Source organism: Lentzea tibetensis, assembly GCF_007845675.1.
GTDB classification, from domain to species: domain Bacteria; phylum Actinomycetota; class Actinomycetes; order Mycobacteriales; family Pseudonocardiaceae; genus Lentzea; species Lentzea tibetensis.
Map to the genome: position 1 here is coordinate 39835 of NZ_VOBR01000020.1, position 25673 is coordinate 65507.

Annotated in this window: 27 protein-coding genes; 18 read left to right on the forward strand and 9 right to left on the reverse strand. The window is 71.0% G+C overall.

What is annotated here, in order from left to right; translation table 11 throughout:
* Window positions 1–409 precede the first annotated feature (409 nt).
* Genes FKR81_RS27940 through FKR81_RS27990 form a run of 11 tightly spaced genes read left to right on the forward strand, consistent with a single transcriptional unit; the run spans window position 410 to window position 10521 of the window.
* On the forward strand, window positions 410–2071 hold the full coding sequence (locus tag FKR81_RS27940; protein WP_235921811.1) for a non-ribosomal peptide synthetase: 1662 nt from the start codon (window positions 410–412) through the stop codon (window positions 2069–2071).
* Window positions 2068–3069 (forward strand): hypothetical protein, encoded by a 1002-nt coding sequence (locus FKR81_RS27945; protein ID WP_222598424.1) that lies wholly within the window; start codon window positions 2068–2070, stop codon window positions 3067–3069. Before FKR81_RS27940 ends, FKR81_RS27945 begins: the two co-directional genes overlap by 4 nt.
* Complete coding sequence (trpA, locus tag FKR81_RS27950) at window positions 3062–3826, forward strand: tryptophan synthase subunit alpha (protein WP_146356138.1); 765 nt, start codon at window positions 3062–3064, stop codon at window positions 3824–3826. The genes FKR81_RS27945 and trpA overlap by 8 nt, the downstream gene beginning before the upstream one ends.
* A complete protein-coding gene (locus tag FKR81_RS27955; RefSeq protein WP_146356140.1) occupies window positions 3823–4197 on the forward strand; it encodes an ectoine synthase in 375 nt (124 codons plus the stop codon). The genes trpA and FKR81_RS27955 overlap by 4 nt, the downstream gene beginning before the upstream one ends.
* A gap of 17 nt (window positions 4198–4214) precedes the next feature.
* Window positions 4215–5357: an acyl-CoA dehydrogenase family protein gene (locus FKR81_RS27960; RefSeq protein ID WP_146356142.1), complete on the forward strand. Its 1143-nt coding sequence runs from the start codon at window positions 4215–4217 to the stop codon at window positions 5355–5357.
* A 7-nt stretch (window positions 5358–5364) separates the two neighbouring features.
* Window positions 5365–6009, forward strand: a complete 645-nt coding sequence (locus FKR81_RS27965) for a transglutaminase-like domain-containing protein (RefSeq protein WP_146356144.1) — start codon at window positions 5365–5367, stop codon at window positions 6007–6009.
* A complete protein-coding gene (locus tag FKR81_RS27970; RefSeq protein WP_146356146.1) occupies window positions 6006–7370 on the forward strand; it encodes a TrpB-like pyridoxal phosphate-dependent enzyme in 1365 nt (454 codons plus the stop codon). The genes FKR81_RS27965 and FKR81_RS27970 overlap by 4 nt, the downstream gene beginning before the upstream one ends.
* Window positions 7363–8016, forward strand: a complete 654-nt coding sequence (locus FKR81_RS27975; protein WP_146356148.1) for a phosphoribosylanthranilate isomerase — start codon at window positions 7363–7365, stop codon at window positions 8014–8016. Before FKR81_RS27970 ends, FKR81_RS27975 begins: the two co-directional genes overlap by 8 nt.
* Complete coding sequence (locus FKR81_RS27980; protein ID WP_146356150.1) at window positions 8013–8702, forward strand: beta/alpha barrel domain-containing protein; 690 nt, start codon at window positions 8013–8015, stop codon at window positions 8700–8702. Before FKR81_RS27975 ends, FKR81_RS27980 begins: the two co-directional genes overlap by 4 nt.
* Entirely contained in the window at window positions 8699–9958 is a 1260-nt protein-coding gene (locus FKR81_RS27985; RefSeq protein WP_146356151.1) for a UbiD family decarboxylase, read from the forward strand. Before FKR81_RS27980 ends, FKR81_RS27985 begins: the two co-directional genes overlap by 4 nt.
* A complete protein-coding gene (locus FKR81_RS27990) occupies window positions 9955–10521 on the forward strand; it encodes a UbiX family flavin prenyltransferase (protein ID WP_146356153.1) in 567 nt (188 codons plus the stop codon). Before FKR81_RS27985 ends, FKR81_RS27990 begins: the two co-directional genes overlap by 4 nt.
* A gap of 239 nt (window positions 10522–10760) precedes the next feature.
* Here the strand turns inward: FKR81_RS27990 and FKR81_RS27995 are convergent, their stop codons facing one another.
* Both FKR81_RS27995 and FKR81_RS28000 read right to left on the reverse strand, forming a co-directional pair.
* Complete coding sequence (locus FKR81_RS27995; RefSeq protein ID WP_235921812.1) at window positions 10761–11432, reverse strand: response regulator transcription factor; 672 nt, start codon at window positions 11430–11432, stop codon at window positions 10761–10763.
* Window positions 11425–13467, reverse strand: coding sequence for a sensor histidine kinase (locus FKR81_RS28000; RefSeq protein ID WP_146356155.1), 2043 nt, complete (start codon window positions 13465–13467; stop codon window positions 11425–11427). Before FKR81_RS28000 ends, FKR81_RS27995 begins: the two co-directional genes overlap by 8 nt.
* A gap of 153 nt (window positions 13468–13620) precedes the next feature.
* Here FKR81_RS28000 and FKR81_RS28005 point away from each other — a divergent pair, with 153 nt between their 5' ends.
* From FKR81_RS28005 to FKR81_RS28025, 5 genes are read left to right on the forward strand one after another with little or no spacing between them, the layout of a single operon-like run.
* Window positions 13621–14049 (forward strand): nitroreductase/quinone reductase family protein, encoded by a 429-nt coding sequence (locus FKR81_RS28005; RefSeq protein ID WP_146356157.1) that lies wholly within the window; start codon window positions 13621–13623, stop codon window positions 14047–14049.
* Window positions 14046–14591 (forward strand): hypothetical protein, encoded by a 546-nt coding sequence (locus FKR81_RS28010; protein ID WP_146356159.1) that lies wholly within the window; start codon window positions 14046–14048, stop codon window positions 14589–14591. The genes FKR81_RS28005 and FKR81_RS28010 overlap by 4 nt, the downstream gene beginning before the upstream one ends.
* Entirely contained in the window at window positions 14588–14980 is a 393-nt protein-coding gene (locus tag FKR81_RS28015) for a hypothetical protein (RefSeq protein ID WP_146356161.1), read from the forward strand. Before FKR81_RS28010 ends, FKR81_RS28015 begins: the two co-directional genes overlap by 4 nt.
* Window positions 14977–16476, forward strand: coding sequence for a multicopper oxidase family protein (locus FKR81_RS28020; protein ID WP_146356163.1), 1500 nt, complete (start codon window positions 14977–14979; stop codon window positions 16474–16476). The genes FKR81_RS28015 and FKR81_RS28020 overlap by 4 nt, the downstream gene beginning before the upstream one ends.
* A 44-nt stretch (window positions 16477–16520) precedes the next feature.
* Window positions 16521–17351 carry a DUF11 domain-containing protein gene (locus FKR81_RS28025; protein ID WP_146356165.1) on the forward strand — a complete coding sequence of 277 codons (831 nt, stop codon included), beginning with the start codon at window positions 16521–16523 and terminating at the stop codon, window positions 17349–17351.
* A gap of 48 nt (window positions 17352–17399) precedes the next feature.
* On the opposite strand, the gene ligA is transcribed toward FKR81_RS28025, so the two are convergent.
* A complete protein-coding gene (gene ligA, locus FKR81_RS28030) occupies window positions 17400–19391 on the reverse strand; it encodes an NAD-dependent DNA ligase LigA (protein WP_146356167.1) in 1992 nt (663 codons plus the stop codon).
* 83 nt (window positions 19392–19474) lie between these two features.
* Here ligA and FKR81_RS28035 point away from each other — a divergent pair, with 83 nt between their 5' ends.
* Window positions 19475–20059: a D-alanyl-D-alanine carboxypeptidase family protein gene (locus tag FKR81_RS28035; RefSeq protein ID WP_146356169.1), complete on the forward strand. Its 585-nt coding sequence runs from the start codon at window positions 19475–19477 to the stop codon at window positions 20057–20059.
* A gap of 41 nt (window positions 20060–20100) precedes the next feature.
* Here FKR81_RS28035 and FKR81_RS28040 read toward each other — a convergent pair whose 3' ends face one another.
* The 3 genes from FKR81_RS28040 to FKR81_RS28050 all read right to left on the reverse strand — a co-directional run bounded on the left by FKR81_RS28040 (window position 20101) and on the right by FKR81_RS28050 (window position 21838).
* Window positions 20101–20532, reverse strand: a complete 432-nt coding sequence (locus FKR81_RS28040) for a pyridoxamine 5'-phosphate oxidase family protein (protein WP_146356171.1) — start codon at window positions 20530–20532, stop codon at window positions 20101–20103.
* Between the two features lie 93 nt (window positions 20533–20625).
* The gene (gene ppk2, locus FKR81_RS28045; protein WP_146356173.1) at window positions 20626–21426 is read right to left on the reverse strand and encodes a polyphosphate kinase 2; all 801 of its coding nucleotides are present in this window, start codon (window positions 21424–21426) and stop codon (window positions 20626–20628) included.
* Window positions 21427–21478: 52 nt separating this feature from the next.
* Window positions 21479–21838, reverse strand: coding sequence for a spore germination protein GerW family protein (locus FKR81_RS28050; protein ID WP_146356175.1), 360 nt, complete (start codon window positions 21836–21838; stop codon window positions 21479–21481).
* A gap of 383 nt (window positions 21839–22221) precedes the next feature.
* Here FKR81_RS28050 and FKR81_RS45230 point away from each other — a divergent pair, with 383 nt between their 5' ends.
* On the forward strand, window positions 22222–22608 hold the full coding sequence (locus tag FKR81_RS45230) for a flavodoxin domain-containing protein (protein ID WP_235921813.1): 387 nt from the start codon (window positions 22222–22224) through the stop codon (window positions 22606–22608).
* A 71-nt stretch (window positions 22609–22679) separates the two neighbouring features.
* Here FKR81_RS45230 and FKR81_RS28060 read toward each other — a convergent pair whose 3' ends face one another.
* From FKR81_RS28060 to FKR81_RS28070, 3 genes are all read right to left on the reverse strand, one after another.
* Complete coding sequence (locus FKR81_RS28060; RefSeq protein WP_146356177.1) at window positions 22680–23912, reverse strand: MgtC/SapB family protein; 1233 nt, start codon at window positions 23910–23912, stop codon at window positions 22680–22682.
* 83 nt (window positions 23913–23995) lie between these two features.
* On the reverse strand, window positions 23996–24874 hold the full coding sequence (locus tag FKR81_RS28065) for a universal stress protein (protein WP_146356179.1): 879 nt from the start codon (window positions 24872–24874) through the stop codon (window positions 23996–23998).
* Complete coding sequence (locus FKR81_RS28070; RefSeq protein WP_146356181.1) at window positions 24874–25569, reverse strand: hypothetical protein; 696 nt, start codon at window positions 25567–25569, stop codon at window positions 24874–24876. The genes FKR81_RS28065 and FKR81_RS28070 overlap by 1 nt, the downstream gene beginning before the upstream one ends.
* Between the last annotated feature and the right edge of the window lie 104 nt (window positions 25570–25673).

Consider the following 25673-nt stretch of genomic DNA (forward strand, 5'->3'; position numbering starts at 1 on the left):
GTAAAGCGATCCAATTTCACCCCGCCCAGCGGTCCAACCTAGCCCGAAGAGACTAGCGGATTACCACCAACAACCTTATTGCCCCGGCGACATGGAGCAACATATGGTTGCGCGAGAACAGTGGCCGTGGGGAGACGCCACTTTTCCCGCGAACATCCCGATCAGTGGACCGAATGTATCGGAATCGGAGTTGTCCACTCCGTTCCTACGTGGGTTCCGCGCCGTGGGGATCGCGGAGAAGGGGGATGCAAGAGGGGGTAAGACACGAATGTGTACCGGCCGAGGGGGAGACTTGGCTCGCGTACGACTTCTCGTCGAACGTTCGAGGCGATAGCCGGCAGATAGCGCTCCTCCCTTTCCTGATCACACCGCACCCGCATGCGGACGACAATCTGGAATGGGTTAATTCGTGCTGCACGAAAACGAGACTTCACGGTCCCTTGTGGACTGCTTCGTCACCGTTGCCAGACGCAGGCCGGACGCACCGGCGCTGGTCTGGCGCGACACCACCACCAGCTACGGCGAACTGCACTGGAAAGCGCTGCGCGCACAGGAGCACGTCGCCACCCTGCCCGACGGGCCGATCGGTCTCGTCGCACCGAAGTCCCCGGACTCGATCGCGCTCGTGCTCGGCTGCCTGCTGGCGGGCAGGCGATTCCTGCTGCCGTCGGCCGCGCTGGCCGAGCCGGTGCGCGCGGAACTGTTCTCCGTCAGCGGATGCACGACCGTGCTCTCCGCGAAGAACGTTCACGTCAGCGGCGCCACCACGCCCTTCCGTCCTGATCCGGACCGCGTCACGTTCATGCTGACCACGTCCGGCTCGACCGGGATGCCGAAGGTCGTGCCGCTCACCGAGGGCGCGGTCGACCGGTTCACCGACTGGGCGGGCGAGACGTTCGGGCTGCGCCGCGTGCTCAACTACAGCCCGCTCAACTTCGACCTGTGCCTGCTCGACGTCTGGGCGACGCTCAAGCACGGCGGCACCGTCGTGCTCGTCGACCCGGACCGCGCGACGAACGCCGGGCACCTCAGCGAACTCGTGCACGACATCGAGGTCGTGCAGGCGGTGCCGATGCTGTTCGCGCTGCTCGCCGAGCGGACCGACTGCTACCCGCGGGTGCGGCACGTGATCGTCACCGGCGACACCGTCGCCGGCCGCCTGCTGGCCAGGCTGCCGGAGCTGTTCCCGAACGCCAGGCTGCACAACCTCTACGGCTGCACCGAGACCAACGACAGCCTGCTGCACGAGCTCGACCCGGCGCACCTGAGCAGCCCGGTCCCGCTGGGCACACCGCTGCCCGGCGTCGACATCAGGGTCGTCGCGGACGGCGTGGAGCTCACCGGGCCGGGGACGGGCGAGCTGCACGCGCGCACGCCGTTCCAGACCACCGGCTACCTCGACCCCGCGCTCAACGCGGGCAGGTTCACCGGCGACGGCTTCTACCGCACCGGCGACCTCGTCCGGGTCAGCCAGGACGGCGTGCTGACCCTGGTGGGGCGCAACGACTTCCAGGTCAAGGTGCGCGGCGTGCGCACGAACGTCCAGGAGGTCGAACAGGTGCTGCTCGCGCACCAGGAGGTCACCGAGGCCGTGGTCGTCGCGATTCCGGACGCGCTCGCCGGGCACCTGCTGCACGCCGAGCTGCGGCACGCGCCCGGCTCGCGGCTGAACTCGCTGGAGCTGCGGCGGTTCTGCGCCGACCGGCTGCCCGCGACGTCGATCCCCTCCACCTTCCGCGTCTCCGGCGACCCGCTGCCGAGGACCTCGACCGGCAAACCGGACCGCCAACGACTCATTCAGGGAAGGCTCATCATGGACCGCACCAAGGAGATCACGAAGTTCGTCGTCGAGGAGTTCCTGCCCGACGTGGCGCCGGGCTCGCTCGCCGCCGACTACGACCTGCTCGCCGGTGGCGTGATCGACAGCCTCGGTCTGCTGAAGGTCATCGCGTGGCTGGAGGACCGCTACGACCTCGCCGTCGACGACGTCGAGCTGGAGCCGGACAGCTTCCGCACGGTCGACGCCATCAACGACTTCATCGACCGAGCACAACAACCGGTGTCCGGATGAAGACCTCGCATCAGCTGCTGGACGCCGTCGTCAACCGCAGGCGGCCGGTCGAACCCGGGATGTGCCGGGAGTTCTGGGACCGGCTCGGTGACCGGCAGGTCGACGCGGCCGAAGCCGCCGCACTGCTCGCCGCTCTCTCGGCCCGCATGCCGGACCCCGCCGCCGTCGCCACGCTCGTCGAGTCGCTGCTGGAACGCAGGCCGCGGCACGGGCACCGGTTCCCCGGTGCGGTGAACGTCGTCGGCACCGGCGGCGGTCCCAGCACCGCCAACATCTCCACCGCCGCGGCGTTCGTCGCCGCTGCCGCCGGTGTGCCGGTCGTCAAGACCGGGTCGCGCGCCAGCTCCGGCGGCGTCGGGTCGATCAACCTGCTGGACCGGCTGGGCGTGTCGCTCACCCGGTCCTACGAGCGGACCGGGGAGCACCTGGCCCGGTTCGGCATCGCGTTCGCCGGCTACTTCGTCTACCCGGTCGAGCTGACCCGGCTGGCGCGGACGGTGCTGCCGCTGGACATGCGCACCATCGGCCGCTGGGTCAACACGATCGGGCCGTTCCTGGCCGACGTGCCGGTGTCCGCGCAGCTCACCGGCGTGTCCGACGTCGCGCACCTGCCCGCGTTGCGACGGCTTGCCGACGGCAGGCGGATCTGGTTGTGCACCAACGACCTCGGCGCCGACGAGCTGGTCAGCGTCGCGGTCAACACCGTCCACGGCGACAGCACGTTTACGGTCGACCCGCGTGAGCTCGGCATCGACGGCGGCTCGCTCGACGACCTGCGCGGCCCGTCCGACGACGCGGAGGTCGTCACCCACTTCCTGGACCTGCTGGCGGGCAGGGCCTCGTCGACGGCGGTGGCGACGGTGTGCCTGAACGCGGCCGCGCTCGCGGTGGCCGGCGGACACCAGCCGAACCTGACGTCCGGTCTGCGCGCGGCGTTCTCGGCCGTCGCGGACGGTGCCGCGCGAGCACTGGCGGAGCGGGTGATGAGCCGTGGCTGACCGGTTCTTCGACGGCGCCGATCCGGGCCTGGTGCTGTTCCTCAACGCAGGCGACCCGCCGCTTCCCGTGCTGCGCGACGTGGTCCAGATGCTCGACGACCAGCGCGTCGACTGCCTGGAGCTGGCCGTGCCGTTCCCCGACTCGTTCACCGACGGCCCGGTCGTGCGGCGCTCCGCGCAACGGGCGCTCGACCAGGGTGTCGACCTGCCCGCGGTGCTGGAGTTCCTCGACGCGACACCGAGGAAGCACCTGAGAATCGCGTTGCTGGCCGACTGGAGCCACACCGTGAAGCCGACGCCGATCGGCGACTTCGTGGCACGCGTCGCCGACTCGGCCGCCGACGCGCTGCTGGTGCACGGACTGCCGCCACGCCTGCGGTCCGGGTACTACGCGCAAGCCGCCGAGCACGCGGTACCGCTGGTCACCACGTGCTATCCGGGTTCGTCGGACGAGGTGCGGCGCGAGTCGGCGCACCACGCGTCCGCCTACCTGTACCTGGTCGCGCACTACGGCCGCAGCGGATCCCGTCCCGCAACGGGGTTCGACGCGTTGCGCGACCCGATCGCGAAGCTGCGCACCGAGACCACCGCACCGATCGCGGTCGGCTTCGGGGCACGCACGCGTCAGGACGTCGTCGCGATCCACGCGGCAGGCGCGGACGCGGTCGTCATCGGCAGCGGAGCCGTCGAGCAGGTCGAAAGCGACCCGGTCGGCAACCTCTCCCGCTTCGTCCACACCACCAAGGAGGAAAGATGATCATTCGCTCGATCGAGGAGGTCCCGTCCGTCGAGTGGGGCAACGGCCTGAGCAGACGGTTCCTGCTCGACTCCGACGGCATGGGCTACACCGTGACCGACACGGTCGTCCGCGCGGGCACCAAGTCGCGCCTGGAGTACCGCAACCACCTCGAGGCCTGCTACTGCATCGAGGGCAGGGGCGAGGTCGTCGACATGGACGGGCGATCGCACCCGATCACACCGGGGACGCTCTACGCGCTCGACGAGAACGACGCGCACTTCCTGATCGCCGCACCGGACACCGACCTGCGGCTCGTGTGCGTCTTCTCCCCCGCGTTGCGCGGGCACGAAAGACACAGTCTCGACTCGGGCGAGTTCTCGCACTACTGAGCGACCGGAGCACGAACGTGATCACCTGGAACTCCGACCAGCGGGCCTTGCGCGCCGGGCTGGCCGAGTGGTCGGCGAAGCTCAGTGCCGACCACGTCGAACGCGACGCCGAAGGCGGCTTCTCCTGGGACAAGTGGGAACTCGTCCGGGGGTGCGGCCTGCTGCGGCTGCCGTTCGACGAACGCTGGGGCGGGCTCGGCCAAGACCTGCTCACCACGATGTACCTGCTGGAAGGACTCGGCTACGACTGTCGTGACGGCGGACTGAACTTCGCCGTCTCGACGCACGTCGTCAGCACCGGGATCCCGTTGCAGCGCTACGGTTCCGCCGCTCTGAAGGACCGCTACCTCCCCGCCGTCTGCGACGGCTCCAAGATCGGCGCGCACGCCATCACCGAGCCGGGAGGCGGCTCGGACGCACTGGCGATGCGCACTCGGGCGGTCCGCGACGGCGACTCCTACGTGCTGAACGGCAGCAAGACGTTCGTGAGCAACGGCCCGGTGGCCGACCTCTTCGTCGTGTACGCGCGGACGCATCCGGACGGCGGTCCTCTGGGGACGACCGCCTTCCTGGTCGAACGCGGCACGCCGGGGTTCAGCGTCGGCAACCCGATCGCGAAGATGGGCCTGCGGACCGCACCGCTGGCCGAGCTGTACTTCGACGAGTGCCGGATCCCGGCAGGCAACGTCGTCGGACGGCCGGGCGCCGGGTTCCTGGTGCTCGACTTCGTGATGAAGTGGGAGATCCTCTGCTCGTTCGTGATCAACCTGGGCGAGATGCAGCACCGGCTCGAGCGGTGCGTCGCCTACGCGGGCCAGCGCACCCAGTTCGGCGCTTCCATCGGCACCTACCAGGCCGTCTCGCACAAGATCGCGGACATGAAGGTCGGCGTCGAGACGACGCGGAAGTGGTTGTACGACACGGCGGTCAAGGTCGCGGCCGGCGAGAACGTCACCACCGACATGGCGATCACGAAGCTCGTGGCGAGCGAGCAGAACGTCGCGTCCGCCATGTCGGCGGTGCAGATCTTCGGCGGCAACGGCTACATGGCCGAGTACGGCCTGGAGAAGGACCTGCGCAACGCCGTCGCCGGAACCATCTACTCGGGCACGTCCGAGATCCAGCGCAACCGGATCTCGTCGATGCTCGGGCTCGGATAGGAGCGCCGTGGAGTTCATCGACCACACCTCGCCCGAGGTCAGGGACTTCGTGGCGCGGACCGTGTCCACGGTGGAAGGACGGGTCGCGCAGACCGTCGCGCTGTACCGGGCGGTTCGGGACGAGATCAGGTACGAGGTCTACGACGCGGACCTGTCCCGGACCGGCCTGCGCGCGAGCCAGGTGCTGCGCGCCGGCGCCGGCATGTGCATCCACAAGTCGATCGCCTACGCGGCCTGCCTGCGTGCGATCGGCGTGCCGAGCAGGCTGGTGCTCACCGACGTGCGCAACCACCTGTCGTCACCGCGGCTGCGCGAGCTCGTCGGCGGCGACGTGTTCCGCTTCCACTGCCTTACGTCCGTCCACACCGGACAGCGCTGGGTGCGCGCGACCCCGGTGTTCAACAAGAACCTCTGCCGTCTCTACGGAATCACCCCGCTCGACTTCGACGGCACGTCCGACAGCGTGTACCACCCGTTCGACCAGCAGGGCCGCGCGCACATGGAGTTCCTGCACGAGCACGGCGAGTTCGACGACCTGCCGTACGACCTCGTGCTCACCGGCCTGCGCGCCGCACACCCCCGCATCTTCGCCGACGCCGACCGGTTCGCCACGGGCTCGCTGGTCGCCGACGCCCAAGGAGGCCTCTCATGACGGAACAGATCAAGTACCTGCTCGACGAGAAGGACATCCCCACCACCTGGTACAACATCGCCGCCGACCTGCCGGACCTGGCGCCGTTGATGCACCCCGGCACCGGTGCGCCGATCACGGTCGACGACCTGGTGCCGATCATGCCGGAGGCCGTGGCGCGGCAGGAGCTGAGCCGCGAGCGGGAGATCGAGATCCCCGAGCCGGTGCGGCAGATCTACGCGCAGTGGCGGCCGTCGCCGCTGTTCCGCGCCAGACGGCTGGAACGGCTGCTCGACACCCCCGCGCGCATCTACTACAAGTACGAGGGCGGCAGCCCGGCAGGCAGCCACAAGCCGAACACCGCGATCGCGCAGGCGTTCTACAACCACGAGGCGAGGATCAGAAAGCTCGCCACGGAGACCGGCGCCGGCCAGTGGGGTTCGTCGTTGTCGCTGGCCGGGGCGCTGTTCGGCCTGCAGGTGCAGGTCTACATGGTCATGGTCAGCTTCCACCAGAAGCCGTACCGGCGGCTGCTGATGGAGACCTACGGCGCGCGGTGCGTCGCGAGCCCGTCGCTCGAGACCGCGGCCGGTCGCGCGATTCTCGCCGCCGATCCGGAGTGCACGGGCAGCCTCGGCATCGCGACGTCCGAGGCGCTCGAGGTCGCGATGAACGACCCGGAGACCAACTACGCGGGCGGCAGCGTGCTCAACCACGTGCTGCTGCACCAGAGCGTGATCGGCCAGGAGGCGCTGGCGCAGTTCGCCATGGCGCAGGACTACCCGGACGTCGTGGTCGGCTGCGCGGGCGGTGGTTCGAACCTGGGCGGGCTGACGTTCCCGTTCCTCGGCGAGAAGCTGCGCGGTGGCCGGGACGTGCGCGTGGTCGCGGCCGAGCCCGCCGCTTGCCCCACGCTGACCAGGGGCAAGCTGGCGTACGACTTCGGTGACACGGCCGGGCTGACGCCGTTGCTGCGCATGCACACCCTGGGCCACTCGTTCGTGCCGCCGTCGTTCCACGCGGGCGGGCTGCGCTACCACGGCATGGCACCACTGGTCAGCGCCGCGCTCGACGCGAACCTGCTGGAGGCGGTGGCCGTCGAGCAGTCGCGGTGCTTCGCGGCGGGAATCCAGTTCGCGCGTGCCGAGGGCATCGTGCCCGCACCCGAGTCGACGCACGCGATCTCGGTCGCCGTGCAGGAGGCGTTGCGCTGCAAGGAGGAGGGCCGTTCGGAGGCGATCCTGTTCGGACTGTCCGGGCACGGGCACTTCGACCTGTCCGCCTACGAGGCGCACCTCGGCGGCGCGCTGCGCGACGAGGGCGTCGACCAGACGCGCCTGGACGCGGCGCTGGCCCAGCTGCCCGCGCTGGCCGATGCCTGAGCTCAAGGTCTGCGGCGTCACCAGCACCGCTGACCTCAACCTGCTCGCGACGTCCGGCGCGGACATGGCCGGGCTGTGGCACGGCGTTCCCGGCGGACACGCCGACCTGACCATCGGCAGGCTGACCTCGCTGGCCGCGGCGGCGCACCTGGTCACGCCGGTGCTGGTGACGCTGGCCGCCGAGGTGCGCGACGTGCTCGCCGTGTCCGGGATCCGGGTGGTGCAGCTGCACGGCTACCAGGCGCCCGGTGTGGTGCGCGCGTTGAAGCGCGACGGCGTGCACGTGATCAAGGTGCTGCACGTCGCGGGTTCGGTGTGCCCGGAGCGGCCGTTGATCCGCGCGTACGAACGGGCGGGTGTCGACTCGTTCCTGATCGACGCGGTCGGGGACGACGGGCGGATCGGGAGCACCGGGCAGTCGCTGGCTCCGGCCGCTGTGCTGTCGCTGGCGGCCTCGTTGTCGCGGCCGTTCCTGCTCGCCGGCGGGATCACCGCGGACAACGCGCCCGCGTTCGCCGAGGTCGCGGCGCATCCGGGGTTCCTCGGGGTCGACGTGGACACCGGGGCGCGGGATTCCCTGGGGTGCATCGACGCCGGACGTGTCCGTGCCCTGCGGCGGGCGTGGGACGGGCGGGTGGCCGCGTGAGCCCGTTCGTCGAGGCGATCACCGGGGCCCTCGCCCCGGTGATCGCCGAGGTGAAGCTGCGGTCGGCCGACGGCCACGACCTGCTGCGCGGCCGTTCCGTGGCGTCGGTGGTCGCGGCGTACCGGGAAGCCGGTGCGCCGTGCGTGTCCGTGGTGACCGGGCGGTGGTTCGGTGGCACTCCCGCGCTGCTGCGCGAGGTGGCGTCACTGGTTGACGTTCCGGTGCTGCAGAAGGACTTCATCACGCGGGAGAGCCAGCTTCGGCAGGCTCGCTCACTGGGTGCGTCCGCTGTGCTGCTGACCGCCGCGTTGCTGCCCGCGGGTGTGCTGCGTTCGTTGGCCGATCGTGCTTTGGGGCTCGGGCTCACGCCGTTCATCGAGGTGGCATCCGCCGGGGAGCTGCCTGCTGACGCGTCGGGCTGCGTGGTCGCGGTGAACAACAAGGACATCGCAACGCGTGAGCGCACCGGTGGTTCCGTCGAACGCGGGCTTTCGTTGTTGCCCGCGGTGCTGGCGACCGGCACGCCCTGCCCGGTGAGCGCCAGCGGCATCTCCCCCGCCGCCGGAGCCCGTCTGGTGCACGCCGGTTTCGCCGGACTGTTGGTAGGGACCGATCTGCTGCGGGCTTCCTCCCCCGCCGCGTGGTTCGACGAGTTCACGCGTCATCGTCTGGAGGACACCGCATGACCGGGCTCCGCTCCCTGCTGCCGGATCTGCTGGTCCACTCCGCGCCGCTGCCCGTCGACCGGATCGGTGCGGACTTCGCCGCCCGGTTCGCCGGCGTGCCCGCGACTTCTTCGGCGTGCGCGGAACCTGCCGTGCTGTATCCCGTGACCGGCTCGGACATCCCGGTGCTGCTGGGCATGTACGGCTGCGAGGAGCGGGTGCGCGGCTGGCTGCCCGGTGGTGCCGCGGACTTGGTGGAAAGGGCCGTCGCGCCGGAGCACGTGGTCGATCCGCCGTGCCAGCAGGCGAAGTCGCAGCTCTCCGCGCTCCCCGTGCTGCGCACGACCCCGCGTGACGCCGGGCCGTACATCACGATGGGCGTGGTGCACGCGCACGATCCGGAGACCGGCGAGAGCGCGCTGTCCGTGCACCGGATGCTGGTGCTGAGCGCCGATCGGCTGGCCATCTGGATGGTGCCGGGCCGCCAGCTGCTCGCGATGCACCGGCGGCTCGGCAGGCTGCCGGTGTCGGTCAACATCGGCGCTCCCCCGGCCGCGATGGTCGCGTCCGCGTTGTCCAGCGCCGTGCTGCCGGACGGCGTCGGCAAGCTCGACGTGGCCGGAGCGCTCGCCGGGGCGCCGTTGACTGTCGCCGATGGGATCAGCCAGCCGGTGCGGGTGCTGGCTTCGGCCGAGATCGTGCTGGAGGGCTACCTGTCCGACGAGGTCGCGGACGAGGGTGCCGGTGTGTCGCTGCCCGAGTTCCTCGGCTACGACGGCGACACCCGCTCGGGCCTCCCGGTGCTGACCGTCACCGCGGTGACGACCCGGCGGGATCCCGTCTACCAGGCGGTGATCGGTCCGGGCCGCGAGCAGTCGGTGATACTCGGCCTGGCGGGCGCGCTGTCCGTCGCGCTGTGCGGCGACCCGGCTCTCGCCGACCTGCACTTCCCCGCCGCCGGTGGCGGGATGCTCACCCTGTTCGCCTCGGTGCGGCCGAACTCCGACCTGGCCTCCGCAGCGCGGCGGATCTTCGACCGGCACCGGTTCGTCAAACTGATCGTCTTCACCGACACCGACGTGGACATCCGCTGTGCCGAGGACGTGTGGTGGGCGGTGACCACCCGCGCGAACCTGGGCGCCGACTGCACCACGTTCGACGGGTACCAGCCGCTGGCGATGGACCCGTCGCAGGCGCCGGGCTGGCGTCCCGGCGGCACCGGTCGCACGTTCATCGACGCCACCTCGGCGCACCCCGTTCGCCGGAGCTTCGCATGAAGCTCGTCGTGGGCATCACCGGCGCGACCGGGTCGATCATCGGCATCCGGCTCCTGCAGGCGTTGCGCTCGCTCGAGGTCGAGACGCACCTGGTGCTCAGCAGGTGGGGCCGGGCGACGTTGGAGATGGAGACCGACTTCACCGCCGCCGAGGTCCGCTCGCTCGCGGACGTGTCGTACGGGCCGGGCGACGCGTCCGCGGCGATCGCCAGCGGCTCGTTCCGCACCGACGGCATGATCATCGCGCCGTGCAGCATGAAGACCTTGGCGGCCGTGCGCACCGGTTACGGCGACGGGCTCATCCCGCGTGCCGCCGACGTGGCGTTGAAGGAGCGGCGCAAGCTCGTGCTCGTGCCGCGTGAGCTGCCGCTGTCCGAGATCCACCTGGAGAACATGTTGGCGCTCACCAGGATGGGGGCGGTGATCGCGCCGCCCGTGCCCGCCTTCTACACGCGGCCTGCGTCGATCGACGAGCTCGTGACGCACATCGTGGCTCGGGTGCTGGACCAGTTCGGTCTCGACGTCGGCGCGCCGCGGTGGACCGGGTCTGGGACGTTCGAGTGAGGGTTGCCGGGCTTCGCCCGGACCACGAGTGATGCCTCCTTCGTCGGCCTCACCCGTACTGGATTCTTGGGTGGCTTGGCACCGTGGTCCGGTCCGGTGGTCGGCTTTCGTTGTTCTGGTTGCGCTGGCTCCGTGGTCGCCGGTCGGTGGCTGGGCTTGGCCTTGCTTCCTCGTGACCCCGCTTGCCGTTGTGGTTCTTTCCCTGCTCGCTGCGGGTTGGGGGTTGCCGGGCTTCGCGACTAGTGCGCGGCCTCGCGGAGGAACGCCAGCACGGCGGCCACCCTGCGGTGCACCGGCTCGTCGGCCAGCCCGAGCTTGCCGAAGATCGCGTTGACGTGCTTCTCGACGGTCGACGACGACAGGTGCAGCGCCTGCTCGATCCCCGCGTTCGTCTTGCCCTGCGCCATCTCCCGCAGCACGTCGAGCTCGCGGGCGGTGAGCGCGGCCAGTGGTGAACCGGCCGTGCGCGTCCGCCTGCCGACCAGCGCCTCGACGACCAGGGGGTCGATCACCGAACCGCCGCGCGCCACCTCGCGCAGCGCGCGGACCAGGTCCTCGAGGTCGCCGAGCCGGTCCTTGAGCAGGTAGGCGAGCCCGGCTGTGCCGTTGCGCAGCAGTGCGAAGGCGTAGCTCTCGTCGGTGTGCTGGGACAGCACGGCGACGCCGATGCCGGGGTGCTCGGCGCGGATGGCGTGCGCGGCGTCGATGCCCTCCATGTGGTGACCTGGCGGCATGCGGATGTCGGTCAGCACCGCCTGCGGGCTCAGCCTGCGCACCGCGTCGCGCAGGTCGTCCGCGTCACCGACCGCGGCCAGCACGTCGATCTCGCCGGAGTCCTCCAGCAGTCGGCGGGTGCCCTCGCGGACCAGGTAGTTGTCCTCCGCGATCACCACGCGCAGCCGGTCAGCCACGGCTCGCTCCCGTGGGCAGGTCCGCGTGCACCCGCGTCCCCGCGCCCGGCTCGCCGGACACGCTCAGCCTGCCGCCCAGCGCCTCCACCCGGTCGCGCAGGTTCGTCAGCCCCTGGCCGTTGCCTGCTCCCAGGCCGACACCCGAGTCGCACACCTCGACCTCCAGCCGCCCGTCCACCGCGGCCAGCGACACCCGCGCCGACGCGGCCGCGGAGTGCTTGACCACGTTCGTCAGAGCCTCGCAGACCACGAAGTAGGCGGCACCTTCGACCTCGGTGCCGAGCCGCTGCTCGCGCAGGCCCGGTGAGGCGTGCACGGTGACCGCGAGGGGCAGCCGGTCGGCTCTGGCCTCCACCGCGGCGACCAGGCCGCGGTCGCTGAGCACCGGCGGGTGGATGCCGTGCGCGAGCTCGCGCAGGTCCGCGAGCAGCTCCCGCGTGTCGGACTGCAGCTCGTCCAGCACCTCGGCCGCCTCCCGTTCGCCGCGGCCGACCTGGTTGCGCGCCAGCCGCATCTTCATGATCAGGGCGACGACCTGCTGCTGCGCGCCGTCGTGGATGTCGCGCTCGATGCGCCGCCGCTCGTCGTCCTGCGCGGCGACGATCCTGGTGCGCGACGTCGCCAGCTCGTCGACCTGCTCGGCCAGCCTGGCGGTCAGCTGGACGTTCGCGATGGCGGTCGCCGCCTGCCCGGCCAGCGTGGCCAGCAGCTCGCGGTCGGCCGCGCTGTAGCCGCCTTCCTTCGGACCGCACTCGATCACGCCGATCGTCGAACCCGCGCGTTCCAGCGGCACGGTCAGCTCCGGCTCGCCTTCGGGGTGCCCGGCGACGGCACGCGCGCTCGGCAGCGTCACCCGCACCCAGCCCGCGTCCAGTCCCTTGTGGACGGTCTCGGTCAGTCGCGGCAGGAGGTCCGCGAGCTCGACGGTCTGCTCGAGGCCCGCGCCGAACCTGGTGACGAGCTCGTAGCGGTTGACCCGCTCGCCGAACACGAGGCGGTCAGCCAGTCGCTCGAGCCGTCTGCGCAGCGGCTGGAACACGGCGGCCGCGGCGATGGTCAGCACCACCGCCACCTCGACCGGGATCTGGTCGCCGAGCGCCAGCCCCGGCGCAACGCTCAGTCCGATGTAGACGGCCGCGATACCGAGCGACAGCACGCCGAACGTCACCGACCGGCGGACCGCGACGTCGATGTCGTACAGCCGGTGCCGGAGGATCCCGATGACCACGCTCACCGGCACCATCAGCAGGAACACGACCGACGCGCCGCGCACCAGCTGCACCCAGGCGGGCGGCTCGGGGAACCGGTTCTCGAGCACGGTCAGCAGCGCGGTGGCCACGACCAGACCGATCGTCGCGTACATCAGCAGCCGCATGCGCGCCCGTTGCCCGGCGTCCGCCTGGACGAACCGCACGAACAGCACCGTGATCAGCACGAGCGCGCCGTAGTAGCTCAGGTACAGGTTCGCCAGCAGCCCGCCGAGCGGCTGCAACCACGCCACGGCGAGCGGGCTCGGCACCACCGGCGCCGGGTCGAGCAGGTACGCGTCGATCACCAGGTTCGGCCGGGTCAGCAGCAACAGCGGCGGCAGCGCGAGGTGCGCCCACACGGCGTTCAGCGCCCAGCGCTGCCAGGTCCGCTCCACGACACCGTCCGGGAAGGACGCCAGCAGCAGCACGGCCGCGATCAACGCCGCCACGCCGGTGTACTGGTAGACCAGGTTCGCCCACCAGAACCACCGGCCGGGCCCGTTCGCCTCGAACGCCTGCCGGACCGGGATCTCCATGCCCGCGTTGACCGCCAGCGCCGAGCTCATCAGCAGCATCCGGCGCGCCTGGGGGTGTTCCGGGCGCTCGTGCATCAGCCACACCGCGACCCCGTACATCGGCGCGATGCCGAGCATCACCCAGCCGAGTCCGCCGATCGTGCCGTGCCCGCCCGGCGCACCCAGCACCCGGTAGCCGATGGCGACCGCCAGCCCGGCACCGCCGAGCGCGGTGCCTGCGTACCACGCGATCCGAGGCCAGGAGGGCACACCGGCATTGTGTGCCCGCGGCGATCGGCGGCGCCACGGGGAGAACCCCGCCCGCACCCCGCGGCTGTCCTCCACCTCGACTCTGCTGCCTGACCGCGTTCCGGCGCGCGTCGGGGCGAACGAGCATGGCTCCGGCGCGAAAGGAGCCTGATCATGGCCACGCAGCTGATGCGCAACCTCATGCGACTGGGCAACTCGCTCGGCGTCTCGCTCTACCGGCGGTCCCACGGCCGCATCGGCGGTGGCGCCAAGGGACTCCAGGTGTGCTTGCTGACGGTGCCCGGCCGCCGGACCGGGCAGCCGCACACGGTCGCGGTCGCCTTCATGGAACACGACGGCGCCCACCTCGTCATGGGATCGGGAGGCGGGCAGAAACCGGAACCGCAGTGGATGAGGAACCTCCGGGTCGCGTCCCGTGCCACGATCCAGATCGGCGACGAGGTCCGCGAGGTCACGCCGCGCATCACGGCCGGAGAGGAACGCGACCGGCTGTGGCACGACGTCGTGCTCGCCCGCGCGCCGTTCTTCGTGAAGTACGAGGAGCGGTCCGGCCGCACGATCCCGATCGCGGTGCTCCGATGACCGCCACCCGCGGGTGGGCGCTCGCGGCGGGAGTCGCCGGCGTGATCGCCAACGTCCTGCTGGTCCTGTTCTTCGCCGTCGACCAGCCGTGGCGGCCGCAGCCGCACGGAACCGGGTGGCTCGGCCCGGCCAACGACGTCGTGGTGGCACTGCAGTTCGCGGCACTGGTCCCGCTGGCCGTCGCGCTGCGCCGCGGCTCGCTGGTCGGCGTGCCCGCCATGATCGCGGTGGTCGTGCTGCAGCTGCTGCTGGTCGCGGACGTGCTCCCGTTCGACGTGCAGGTGTTCTTCGTGACCGCGGGCATCGCCGTCGTGCTCGGCTGGCTGCTCGTCGTGAGCAGGCGGGCGGACCTGCCGCGGGCGGCCGCCCGGCTCGGCACTGCCGTGTCGCTCAGCTACTTCGCGGGCATCGCGCTGGTGCTCGTCTCGCTGCTGCTGCCGTCCGGCTCAGTGCTCCAGTGGGCCGGCCTCGCACTGGGCGCGGCCGGGTTCCTGGCGTTCGGCGCGTGGCCGCTCTGGTTGGCGTTCGAGGAGGAGAGATGATCACCGAGACCCAGGTCGAAGCACCGCGGAAGTCGTTGCGGGCGTTGCGAATCATCGTCGCGCTGCACACGACGTGCGTGCTCGCCCAGCCCGCGCTCGCCGGGCTCTACCTCAGCGGCGTGGTCGACGCGTTGTTCTTCCACGGCCGCACCGGCGACACGATCAGCGTGCTCGGCCTCGCCCAGCTGATCGCCGCGATCGTCTTCGTGTGGCGCGGCAAGGGCCACAAGCCCGCGCTGTGGGCGGCGATCGGCATCTTCCTCGCCGAGATGGTGCAGATGCCGCTGGGCATCGAAGGCGTCGTGGCACTGCACGTCCCGCTCGGCGTGTCGATCGTCGTCGGGCAGATCCTGTTCACCGTCTGGCTGTTCAGGGAGGGACGGTCATGACCGTCACCCGGCGCGGGTTCCTCGGCGCGCTCGGCATCACGGCACTGGGCGTGACGAGCTTCGGTGGCGCACTGCTGCCCGCCGGTCAGACCGCCGAGCTGCTGCGCAGCCGGGTGCGGCTGCCCGAACCGTTCACCGTTCCGCTGCCCGTGCCGCCGCTCGCCAGGGAGATCGCACCCGGCCACTTCGAGATCGTGCAGCGGCACGCCGACGTCGAGATCCTGCCCGGACTGCGCACGCCGGTGCTGTCCTACGACGGATGCTTCCCCGGCCCCACCGTGGTGAGCCGCCGCGGCCGGACCACGACCGTGACGCACCGCAACGAGCTCGACGTGCCGACCGTCGTGCACCTGCACGGCGGCCACACGCCGGCCGACAGCGACGGCTATCCGACCGACCTGCTGCTCCCGGCGTCCGGCTGGACGCCGAGCGGGCATCACGCGATGCACGGCTCACTGACGCACGGCTCCCGCGACTACGTCTACCCGTGCGACCAGCCCGCGGCGACTCTCTGGTACCACGACCACCGCATGGACTTCACCGGTCCGCAGGTCTATCGCGGCCTCGCGGGTTTCCACCTCGTGCACGACGACGAGGAGGACGCGCTGCCGCTGCCCCGCGATCACCGCGACATCCCACTGATGATCACCGACCGATCGTTCGAGGAGGACGGCGCACTGCTCTACCCGGCCCGCGGCCACGACGAGCCCGGTGTGCTCGACGATTTCGCGGAGGGCGTGCTCGGCGACGTGATCCTGGTCAACGGCAAGCCCTGGCCGGTGCTCGAGGTCGAGACCGCGCGCTACCGGCTGCGCATCCTCAACGCCTCGAACGCCCGCCGCTACCGGCTGACCGGGCTGCCGTTCGTGCAGATCGGCTCCGACGGCGGCCTGCTCGAACACCCCGTCGGGCACGCCGAGCTGCTCGTCGCGCCGGGCGAGCGGTTCGACGTCGTCGTGGACTTCTCGGCTCTCGCCCCCGGCACGGAGATCATCGTCCACAACGGACTCGGCAGCGGAACCACCGCCGCGGTCATGAAGTTCCGCGTCACCCGGCGCACTCGCGACGACAGCGCGATCCCCGCCGTGCTGACCCGGTTCGAACGGCTGGAGCCCGCGAAAGCCGCGCGCACCCGCGAATGGCGCTTCAGCCGCGGCCGCCACCACGGCGAGCGCATGTGGCTGGTCAACGGCCTGCCGTTCGACCCGCTCCGCGCCGACGCGACGGTGCGGCTGGGTGAGCTGGAGATCTGGCGCTTCAGCACCGACCTGCACCACCCGATCCACCTGCACCTCAACCAGTTCCAGGTGGTGTCGCGCGAGGACGCCGCTCCGGACCCGCTCGACGCCGGGTGGAAGGACACGGTCAACCTCGGCCCGTCCGACCACGTCGACGTCGCCGTGCGGTTCACCGACCACGCGGGTCGCTTCATGCTGCACTGCCACGCACTGGAACACGAGGACATGGCGATGATGGCCGCATTCGACACCGCGTGATCGTCCGGCCCGATATCCTGGCGGCCTCTTGGGGGAGGTCGATCATGTTCAAGCTGTCTGCTGTTCTCGTCGCGCTCGCGATGATGAGTCCGGTTCCGGCGCTGGCCGCGTCCGACGACCAGGCGGACGTGTCCATCGAGGTCACCGCACCGCGCAACATCCTGGCCACCGACGGCTGGACGCGCGTGGCGGCGACCGTGCGCAACACGGGCGAGCTGCCCGCGTCGGACGTGCGGTTCACGTACACGATCCCGCAGGAACTGCTGCCGTCCGGCACCGAGACGTCGAGTGAGTGGGACTGCCAGCACGGCTGGCGCACCGTGACGTGCACGCACGACGGCGACCTCGCGCCCGGCGCGACCGCGTACCCGTTCTACTTCACCGCGTCCGCACAGGGCGCGACGGTCGGGCAGACGATCACGGCGGTCGCCGACGTCACCACCGCCTCACCGGAGCACTCGGCGGCGAACAACCACGGGTCGCGCGACATCCAGTTCGTCGGCAAGGGCAACGTGCGCGGCAGGTTGTGGCACGACCTCAACGCGAACGGCGCGCGCGAGGAAGGCGAGCCGCCGGTCGACAGCGTCGGCCTCAGCGTGCTGGCCGTGGACGACGAGGACCAGTACGGCTACGCGAACCACCACGGCGGCACGTTCGACCACCGGGTGCCCGCGAAGCGCTTCTACGGCCGGGTGACGCTCGCCAGCTGGTCCGGCTGGGCGTTCACGACGCCGAACGCCGGCGACGACACGACCGACTCCGACTTCGTCCAGGTGTCGGACAACCACGGCTACCTGGAAGGCCGCACGGACGTCTTCACCGTCGAGCCGGACGGCTCCGTGACGATCGACGTGGGACTGGTGACCCGCTCCTGATCCCCCGCGACGGCCCGCCTGCCAACGGCACGGCGGGCCGTCAGGGTCTCAGGCGACGCCGGCCGCGATCAGCTGCCGCCAGATCTCGCCCTGGTCCACGACCTCCACGCCGAGCTTCTCGGCCTTGGTCAGCTTGCTCGCACCGACGTCCGCACCGGTGATGAGCAGGTCGGTGCTCGCCGAGACCGAGGACGCGATGGCCGCGCCCGCCTTCTCGCACAGCCGCTGGAAGGTGGGGCGGGCGACCTTCTCGCCGGAACGCGGGTCGCTGATCGCACCGGTGATCACCACCGTCTTACCCGCCAGTGGCGCGTCGGACACGACGACCGGTGGGAGGTCCTCCTCGCGCACGTCCAGTGAGACACCGCGCTCCCGCAGTCGTTCGAGCTCGGGGCGCAGCCGGGTGAGGTGCTCGATCAGCGAGCTGGCGACCTTGGGTCCGATGTCCTCGACGGCCACGAGCGCGTCGACACCCGCGTCCGCGACTTCCTCGAGTGAGCCGAACCCCGCGCGGCACAGCCGGGTGGCGGTGCCTTCCGATGCCATCGGGATCGCAAGGCCGATCACCGCGCGGCGCAGGCCGACCTGGCGGCTGACCGCGATCGAGTCGATCATGCGCACGGCCGAGACCTCGCCGATGCGGTCGAACTCCAGCAGCTTCTCCTTGGTGAGGCTGTAGAAGTCCGACGGGTTCACGAGAATCCCGGCCTCGGCGAGCCGTTCGATCCACACCGGACCGACCGCCTCGATGTCCGCCGCCGCACGCGACGCCCAGTGGATCAGCCGTCGCACGGTCTGGGCGGGGCAGGCGACGTTGGTGCAGAACAGTTCGCGGCTGTTGCCCTGCTCGGTCAGCGGCTGCGCGCACGACGGGCACTCGGTGGGCGGCACGATCTCCCGTTCCGCGCCCGTGCGCTTGGCCGCGTCGAGCACGCCTGCGACGAACGGGATCACGTCGCCCGCGCGGCGGACCAGCACCGTGTCACCGATCTTGATGCCGCGGGCGCGGATCACCTCCTGGTTCGCGAGCGTCGCGCGGGTCACCGTCGTCCCGCCCACGAACACCGGCTCCAACCAGGCGACCGGGGCGATCTTGCCCGTCTTGCCGACGTCCCAGACCACGTCGGACAGCACGGTGGTCTTCTCCTCGGCGGCGAACTTGAACGCCAGCGCCCCGCGCGGTGAGTTCGACCGGGTGCCCGCGGCGGCGTAGGCGGCACGGTCCGCCAGCCGCAGCACGGCGCCGTCCAGGTCGTAGTCCAGCTCGTTGCGCTGCTGCTCGATCGACCCGATCACCTCCTGCGCCGCGTCCGCGTCGGCGCAGTGCCGCATGTCGGCGACGCTGAACCCGAGCGTGCGCAGCCCGCGGTCCAGGTCGGACTCGCCGCTGTCGGGGTCGGTGTCCAGGTCGAAGGCGAAGAACCGCAGGCGTCGCTCGGCGACCGTGGCCGGGTCCTTCGCGCGCAGGGTGCCCGCGGCGGCGTTGCGCGGGTTGATCAGCGGCTTGTCCGGGTGCGCGGTGTTGTAGGCGGCGAACGTGGAACGCAGCATCACCGCCTCGCCGCGCACCTCGACGCGGCCCGGTGCGTCGACCCGCTCCGGCACCCCGTCGGTCAGCGCCCGCACCAGCGGGGTCACGTCGTCGCCGGTCGTGCCGTCGCCGCGGGTGACCGCTCGCGCCAGCCGCCCGTTCTCGTAGACCAGCGCCAGCGACAGCCCGTCCAGCTTCGGCATGACCACCACCGGCTGGCCGGGGAAGCGGCCGAAGAACGCCGCGACCTGCTCGGGCCGGTTCGCCTTCTCCAGGGACAGCATCGGCCGCGAATGCCGGATCGGTGCGTGCAGCACGGCGGGCGCGCCCACCTGTTCCAACGGGTTCGGATCGGGCGCCAGCTCCGGGTTCGCCTCGATCAGCCCGCGCAGCTCGTCCTCGATCACGTCGTACTCGGCGTCCGCGACCAGCGGAGCGCCCTGGTAGTACGCGTCGCGCAGCTCCGTGATCCGGTCCGCCAGTTCCTGAATCCGTTCCCCAGCTTTCACGGGGCACCACGCTACCCGTGACCACTGACACTTCCACCGCACGTCAACGCGGGTCGAACCGGGATTTCAGTACTGTCGAACGCATGTCCAGCGCAACCAGACGCGTCGTGATCGGCGCGCTACTCACCGTGAGCATCGCAATGGGCGCTGCGGCAGCATTGGGATACCTCGGCCGTCTGACGCTGGTGTACGACCGGCATCCGGGACAGCCGCTGGCCATCCGCCAGGAGGTGCCGGGTCCGCCGAGCGGCCCGCCGTGCCCGATCGACGCCCGCTACCTCGACGAGCAGCCGGAAGGCCTGCGACCGGACGTGCTCAGCGCGTGGAACCAGTTGGTGGGCAAGGCGCGCGAGCAGGGTGTTCGGCTGTGCCTGAACGACGGCAAGCGGAGCAGGCAACAGCAGCAGGCCGAGTTCGACGAGGCGGTCCGGAAGTTCGGCACGGAGGAACTGGCAGCGCGGTACGTGCTGCCGCCCGACAAGTCGATGCACGTGCACGGCATCGCGGTGGACGTGCAGCCGATCGAGTCCGCGCAGTGGATCGAGAAGAACGGCGGCTCGATCGGCTGGTGCCGCCGTTACGACAACGAGCAGTGGCACTTCGAGTACGACCTCGGCTACGCCTCCGCCGGGTGCCCTGCGCTGCTGCCGAGCGCGAGCGGCAGCTGAGCCCTGGACCGCCGGATGCGTTGCGGTCCAGGGACTTCGGGTCAGACCGCGGCCAGCTCCCTGCCGGGCAGCATGCCGTTGGGGATGTCGGTGACGCGCCACGAGTCCACGTGCAGCCGCACGGTCTCGATGGGCGTGTCGAGGAACGGCGTGGCGTACGGCACCTTCGCCACCAGCAGGTCGCGGGCGGCTTGCGCTTCGTCGCCGTCCAGGATCTCGACGCGGACCGACGCCTGGAGGAACGGGTCGGCGGGCGAGCCGGTGGAGACGATCACCGAGGCCACCGGGTTCTCGCGGATCGCGGCGAGGGTGCGGCCCCGCTGCTCCAGCACGAGCACGAGGGTGAACAGGTCGGCCTCGGCGAAGAACACGCCGTTCACCCAGGGGCCGGACGCACCGGCGGTGGCGAGGTAGAGCGACTGGTGCGCGGCAAGCGTGGTCCGCGCGAGGGCGGACACAGCGGTCTCGGACATGGCGATCACTCATACCCGCCGGGTCCGGTTCGACCAAGCCGCATCAGCCCATCGGGCGATTCTTTGGCCACATCGCGGCAAGCCGGGCACCGTTCACTCGAGTCGAGCCGCGTGGTCCGGTACCTCGGTCTGCAGGCTCCGCGACGGACGCTGGTAGCCGGACGACGGCGGCCGGTCGGGCAACGTGACGGCCGGCGCCTCGACGTCCTGGTAGTCGATGGTGCTGAGCAGGTGCGCGATCATGTTGACCCTGGCGCGGCGTTTGTCGTCGCCTTCGACCACGTGCCACGGTGATTCGGCGATGTCGGTGTGGACCAGCATGTCGTCCTTGGCGCGGGAGTAGTCCTCCCAGCGGGTCAGCGACTCGAGGTCCATCGGCGAGAGCTTCCACCGCTTCAGCGGATCGTCGAGTCGCTTGCGGAAGCGCCGCTGCTGCTCGGCATCGCTCACCGAGAACCAGTACTTGCGCAACAGGATCCCGTCCTCGACCAGCATCCGTTCGAACACCGGGCACTGGCGCAGGAACAGCCGATGCTCCTCGGGAGTGCAGTACCCCATCACGCGCTCGACGCCCGCGCGGTTGTACCAGCTCCGATCGAGCAACACGATCTCGCCGGCGGCGGGCAGATGGGCGACGTAGCGCTGGAAGTACCACTGGGTGCGCTCGCGTTCGTTCGGCGCGGGCAACGCCACGATCCGGGCGGCCCGAGGGTTGAGGTGCTCGGTGATCCGCTTGATCGCGCTGCCCTTGCCCGCCGCGTCACGACCTTCGAACACGACCACGAGCCTGGCGCCCTCGGCGCGGACCCACTCCTGCAGCTTCACGAGCTCCACCTGCAGGCGGAACAACTCGTCCTCGTACAGCGCTCGCCCCAGCCGCTTCCCGGCCTTCATGTCACCAGAGTTCCCCGAGCCCGGCCCCGGACACAGGGACCTTCGGCCCTCGTCACCGGGCCTGCGTGCCCTTCGTGCCCTTCGCCCGGATCCTCGCGATGCGCACGCGGGTGACCAGGTACACGATCAGCACCGCCGCGATCGTGCCGAGCATCCGGTTCACGTCGATCGCCGGCTGCCAGGTCACCTCGCCGTGCTTGATGACGTAGGCGCCGACGGGTCGTCCACCGACACCGATGCCGCCACCTTCGCCCTCCTGCCCGCGCTCGTCCTTGCCGCCGCCTCCTCCCCCGCCTCCGCTGACGGCGGCAGCCGGGATCACGGTGACACCGTCCTTCTCGTAGGGCTCCGCGTACACCCGCTTCACCGAGATGGCGTCCCGTGCTGTCGTGACCAGTTCCTGCAGTTTCACGCGAGCTCCTCAGCATCGGCCGCGGCGACGCACAGGGCGTGACGACCCAGTCGGGTCAGGACCAACGCCCGCGTCCAAGCCTTCGGCGTCCCAAGACACTCGGTATACCAGAACAAAGGAGTGCACGATGTCCGCTCTGAAGAGCCGGGTGGCGGCCCGCGCCGACGTTCCACGACTGGGCAGGCGCCTGGTGGGCGGACGCGCTCGTAGTGCTCGCCACCACCGCCGCGGGTGCTGTGTGGGGCCTGGGCCGCTGGTGGTCCGGCCTGCCGGTCGTGCGCGCGAACCCGTGGCTGCGGTAACCACGGGATGAGAAGGCGCCGTGGTCACGACGCCTTCCTCATGGCGCTCGAGCGTCCACGCGCAGCGCGAGGCAGTGCCCAATGGGGCGGAGTCCAAATGCCCTGTCCGCGCGCGATCGGCGAACGTGTCCGTGCGGCGGCCACGACGTCGCCCTGCTGCCCGCGGACGAGGTGGGTTCGGTCGAGCCGTACCACGCGGTCGTCATCGGCAGCGCGCTCTACATGGGACGGTGGCGGCCGGACGCCGTGCGCTTGCTGAAGCGTCAACAGGAACTTCTCGCTCTGCGACCGGTGTGGCTGTTCCACAGCGGGGAACCGGACGTCTGCCACACCGGCGACCGCCCGCGCGAGCACCTCGACGACGTGCCGATCCGCGACATCGTCCACCTTGTCCACAATGGACACGAATCCCCTCGTCACCGACACGCTCCACCGGTGCGGATCGCCAGGACTCGAAGTCGCTCATGACTTCAGCCTCGCGTTCACCTTCGTGAACGGTCAGTGGCCGCAGTCCCTCAGGCCATGGGACTTTCGTCCCGTCACCACCAGGCCATCCCGGCGGCGACGGCCGCGATGACGGGCAGCAGCCATGCGCCGAGGTGCAGTGCGAACCGCGGTCCTCCTGCGATCGTCGCGAGCACGAGCTTCACCACTGTGTTGGCGGCCAGTGCCGCACCGCACGCGAACACCGCCGTGGACACCGAGATCGACTGCGGGGCGAGGGAAGCGGCCGCGATCGCGGAGGCATGCGCGTCGGCCAGCCCGCCGAGCGCACCCGCGGCGACGACTCCTCCGCCCCCGAGCCAGTCCGCGGCCGCGCGGGTGAGCACGAGGAACACGACCAGGATCAGCGTCAGCGTCAGCGCGGCCCGAAGTGACATCGGCCGGGCGACCGCGGGTTCGGAGTTCACCGCTTCTGGTGTCTCGGTCCGCCACACCAGCCAGGCGACCTCCAGGCTCACCACGAGAGCGCCCGCGATGGCGGCGGGCAGCAGCCGGACCGCGACCGGCGGGCTCGCGACAGCCGTGACCGCGACGACCTGGATCAGGGTTGCGAGGTTGACCGCCACCGCACCTGGAAGCGCGGCCATGCCGACCGTTCGGTACTTGCGCGCCATCACCGCCGTGGTCGCCGAGCCCGACACGAAACCACCCGCGAAGCCGGCGACGAGCAGCCCCCAGCGTTGTCCGAGCGCGCGGGCCGCGACGTAACCGGCCCACCCGATCAACGTCACCGCGACGACCAGCCACCAGACGCGCGCCGGGTTCAGCACGCCGTACGGGCCGAGCGGACGGTTGGGCAGCAGCGGAAGCACCACGAACGCCACGACGAACAGCGTCATCGCGTCCTTCACGTCCTGGTTGCTCACCACGTTGGTCGCGAACCGGTGCAACGGCCGTTTCGCGGCGAGCAACACGGCGACCACCACGCCGGCGGGCACCGCGAGCTCGGGACGCTGCCACGCCAGCGCGCCCAGCAGGAACGCGGCGATCGCCGCGACCTCGGTCGTGGCGCCCGCGTCGGCTTCCTCCGTCCTCGTGCTCCGCCAGTACCAGGCGACGACGAGTGCGGACACCGCACCGAGGCCGACCCCGAGTGCGACCGGGGACAGCGCGGCGGCGACGGCTCCGGCGAGCGAGATCAGTGGAAAGGTCCGCGATCCGGCAGGCCGGACACTCTCACCAGCGGTGTCGTGCTCGCGTTCCACGCCGAGCAGCAGTCCGATCGCGAGCGCTGTCGCGAGGTGCGCGAGCGCGACGGTGGTCTCCACGGGTCACCCGGCACGCGGCCGGGCAGCCCCGTGGCCTGCGGTCCTGACCGGGGCGACTGGTCGGCTCATCACGTCAGCGGCTTTCAGCTCGTCGGGCGGACGATCGCGAGTGGGCACACCGCGTGGTGGACCAGCGCCTGGCTCGTCGAGCCGAGCAGCATCCCGGTGAACCCGCCGTGACCGCGGCTCCCGACGACCAGCAGCTGCGCGTCGGCCGCGAGCCTCATCATCGCGCGCACGGGGCGATCCCGCACCACGACGCGGCTGACCCGCACGTCGGGGTACTTCTCCTGCCATCCGGCGAGCCGCTCCGCGAGCAGCCGTCGTTGCTCGTCCTCGACGTAGTCCCAGTTGATCGCGAGCCGCGTGGCGTCGTAGCCGCTGTGGATCATGAAGTCCTCCCACACCATCAGCGCGGTCAGCGGCACTCCGCGCGTCGAGGCGGCGTCGAAGGCGAAGGCCACGGCGGCTTCGCTCGTCGGTGATCCGTCCACGCCGACCACGACGGGGCCATCGGCGACACCCGGTCCGCGAACGACGACGAGCGGGCACCGGCCGTGCGACGCCAGAGCGAGCGCGGTGGACCCGACGAGCAGACCGGTGACGTTGCCGAGCCCCTGCGAGCCGAGCACCATCAGCCGGGCTTCCCGTGACTCCTCGATCAACGCCGTCACGGTCCCCGAGAACGCGAGGTGCGTCGTCACCTGGATGCCCGGCGCGACGGCGTGAGCCGCCACCACCGCCTCGTCCAGCCACTCGCGGGCCCGCGCCTCCATCGCGTGCCTGACCTCGTTGCCGGTCAGCACGATCTCCGGATAGCCGCGGGTCGGCAGCAGATGTGCGTGCACCAGCCGCAGTGGCGCCCGGTGACGTGCGCATTCGTCGGCGGCCCAGCTGACCGCACCGAGCGCCGAGGACGAGCCGTCGACACCGACGACGACCGGGGCCGCGGGTCCCTTCATCACTTTCCTCCTGTCAGCACACGGGCGAGCTGGCTGTCGGGACCGTCGGCATCGGCGACCGCACCGACGGAGAGCAACGCCTGCGGGTAGCCGGCGAGGCCGTGCCGTTCGACGAGGCCGGCCCGCCACTCGGCGCGGTGCGTCAGGTGGATCACCGGGCGGGCGGACACACCCGCGGCCCGAGCGGTGAGCAGCGCGGCGTGCAGTGCCGCTCCGCCGCGGACGTGGTCCGAGCGGCGGTCGTCGGCCGTCAGCACGACGAGCGTGTCGGGGTCGACCGGGTGCAGTGCCGTTCCAGCCCACCGGCTCGCGGTCGCGAACCGGCCCGCGTCACCGTCACCGGTCGCCTCGGGCAGCCGGATGGCCCGGTGGCAGTCCAGTTCCTCCGGGGTCGGTGGTTCGAGGCGGTCCGCGCGGACGACCGCGATGAGCTCGGGGTTCGAACGCTCCGGCAGGAACGCGACCTTGGCGTGCCAGCCGGCGGTCCGGATGGCGAGGACGACGTGTTCCAGCACGGCGCCGCAGGACAGCAGCCGGTCCACGTCCAGCGGGTCGTACGGCGACCGGTGCGCGACCTCGTACAGGTACACCGACCGCCCGTGCAGCTCCAGCACCCACGGCTTCCTGACGCTGTGCACGGGCGCCTGGCGGGCGACCTCAACGATTTCCGCCGCCTCGGCGGCACTCCAACGCATGACACCGACCCTCCGGCAGGTCAGGACGGACAGACAGAGCGGACCGGCACTCATCGCACAGGGTCTTTGGGCACTGTGGCCCGCGCGGCCGGTGGGAGAGCGTC

What these genes read in the sequence shown, in the direction of transcription:
- FKR81_RS27945 (WP_222598424.1), top strand. Translation starts at nt 2,068, where the DNA reads ATGAAGACCTCGCATCAGCTGCTGGACGCCGTCGTCAACCGCAGGCGG.
- FKR81_RS27955 (WP_146356140.1), top strand. Translation starts at nt 3,823, where the DNA reads ATGATCATTCGCTCGATCGAGGAGGTCCCGTCCGTCGAGTGGGGCAAC.
- FKR81_RS27970 (WP_146356146.1), top strand. Translation starts at nt 6,006, where the DNA reads ATGACGGAACAGATCAAGTACCTGCTCGACGAGAAGGACATCCCCACC.
- FKR81_RS27975 (WP_146356148.1), top strand. Translation starts at nt 7,363, where the DNA reads ATGCCTGAGCTCAAGGTCTGCGGCGTCACCAGCACCGCTGACCTCAAC.
- FKR81_RS27985 (WP_146356151.1), top strand. Translation starts at nt 8,699, where the DNA reads ATGACCGGGCTCCGCTCCCTGCTGCCGGATCTGCTGGTCCACTCCGCG.
- FKR81_RS27990 (WP_146356153.1), top strand. Translation starts at nt 9,955, where the DNA reads ATGAAGCTCGTCGTGGGCATCACCGGCGCGACCGGGTCGATCATCGGC.
- FKR81_RS28005 (WP_146356157.1), top strand. Translation starts at nt 13,621, where the DNA reads ATGGCCACGCAGCTGATGCGCAACCTCATGCGACTGGGCAACTCGCTC.
- FKR81_RS28010 (WP_146356159.1), top strand. Translation starts at nt 14,046, where the DNA reads ATGACCGCCACCCGCGGGTGGGCGCTCGCGGCGGGAGTCGCCGGCGTG.
- FKR81_RS28015 (WP_146356161.1), top strand. Translation starts at nt 14,588, where the DNA reads ATGATCACCGAGACCCAGGTCGAAGCACCGCGGAAGTCGTTGCGGGCG.
- FKR81_RS28020 (WP_146356163.1), top strand. Translation starts at nt 14,977, where the DNA reads ATGACCGTCACCCGGCGCGGGTTCCTCGGCGCGCTCGGCATCACGGCA.
- FKR81_RS28025 (WP_146356165.1), top strand. Translation starts at nt 16,521, where the DNA reads ATGTTCAAGCTGTCTGCTGTTCTCGTCGCGCTCGCGATGATGAGTCCG.
- FKR81_RS28035 (WP_146356169.1), top strand. Translation starts at nt 19,475, where the DNA reads ATGTCCAGCGCAACCAGACGCGTCGTGATCGGCGCGCTACTCACCGTG.
- FKR81_RS28040 (WP_146356171.1), bottom strand. Translation starts at nt 20,532, where the DNA reads ATGTCCGAGACCGCTGTGTCCGCCCTCGCGCGGACCACGCTTGCCGCG.
- ppk2 (WP_146356173.1), bottom strand. Translation starts at nt 21,426, where the DNA reads ATGAAGGCCGGGAAGCGGCTGGGGCGAGCGCTGTACGAGGACGAGTTG.
- FKR81_RS45230 (WP_235921813.1), top strand. Translation starts at nt 22,222, where the DNA reads ATGGGGCGGAGTCCAAATGCCCTGTCCGCGCGCGATCGGCGAACGTGT.
- FKR81_RS28065 (WP_146356179.1), bottom strand. Translation starts at nt 24,874, where the DNA reads ATGAAGGGACCCGCGGCCCCGGTCGTCGTCGGTGTCGACGGCTCGTCC.
- FKR81_RS28070 (WP_146356181.1), bottom strand. Translation starts at nt 25,569, where the DNA reads ATGCGTTGGAGTGCCGCCGAGGCGGCGGAAATCGTTGAGGTCGCCCGC.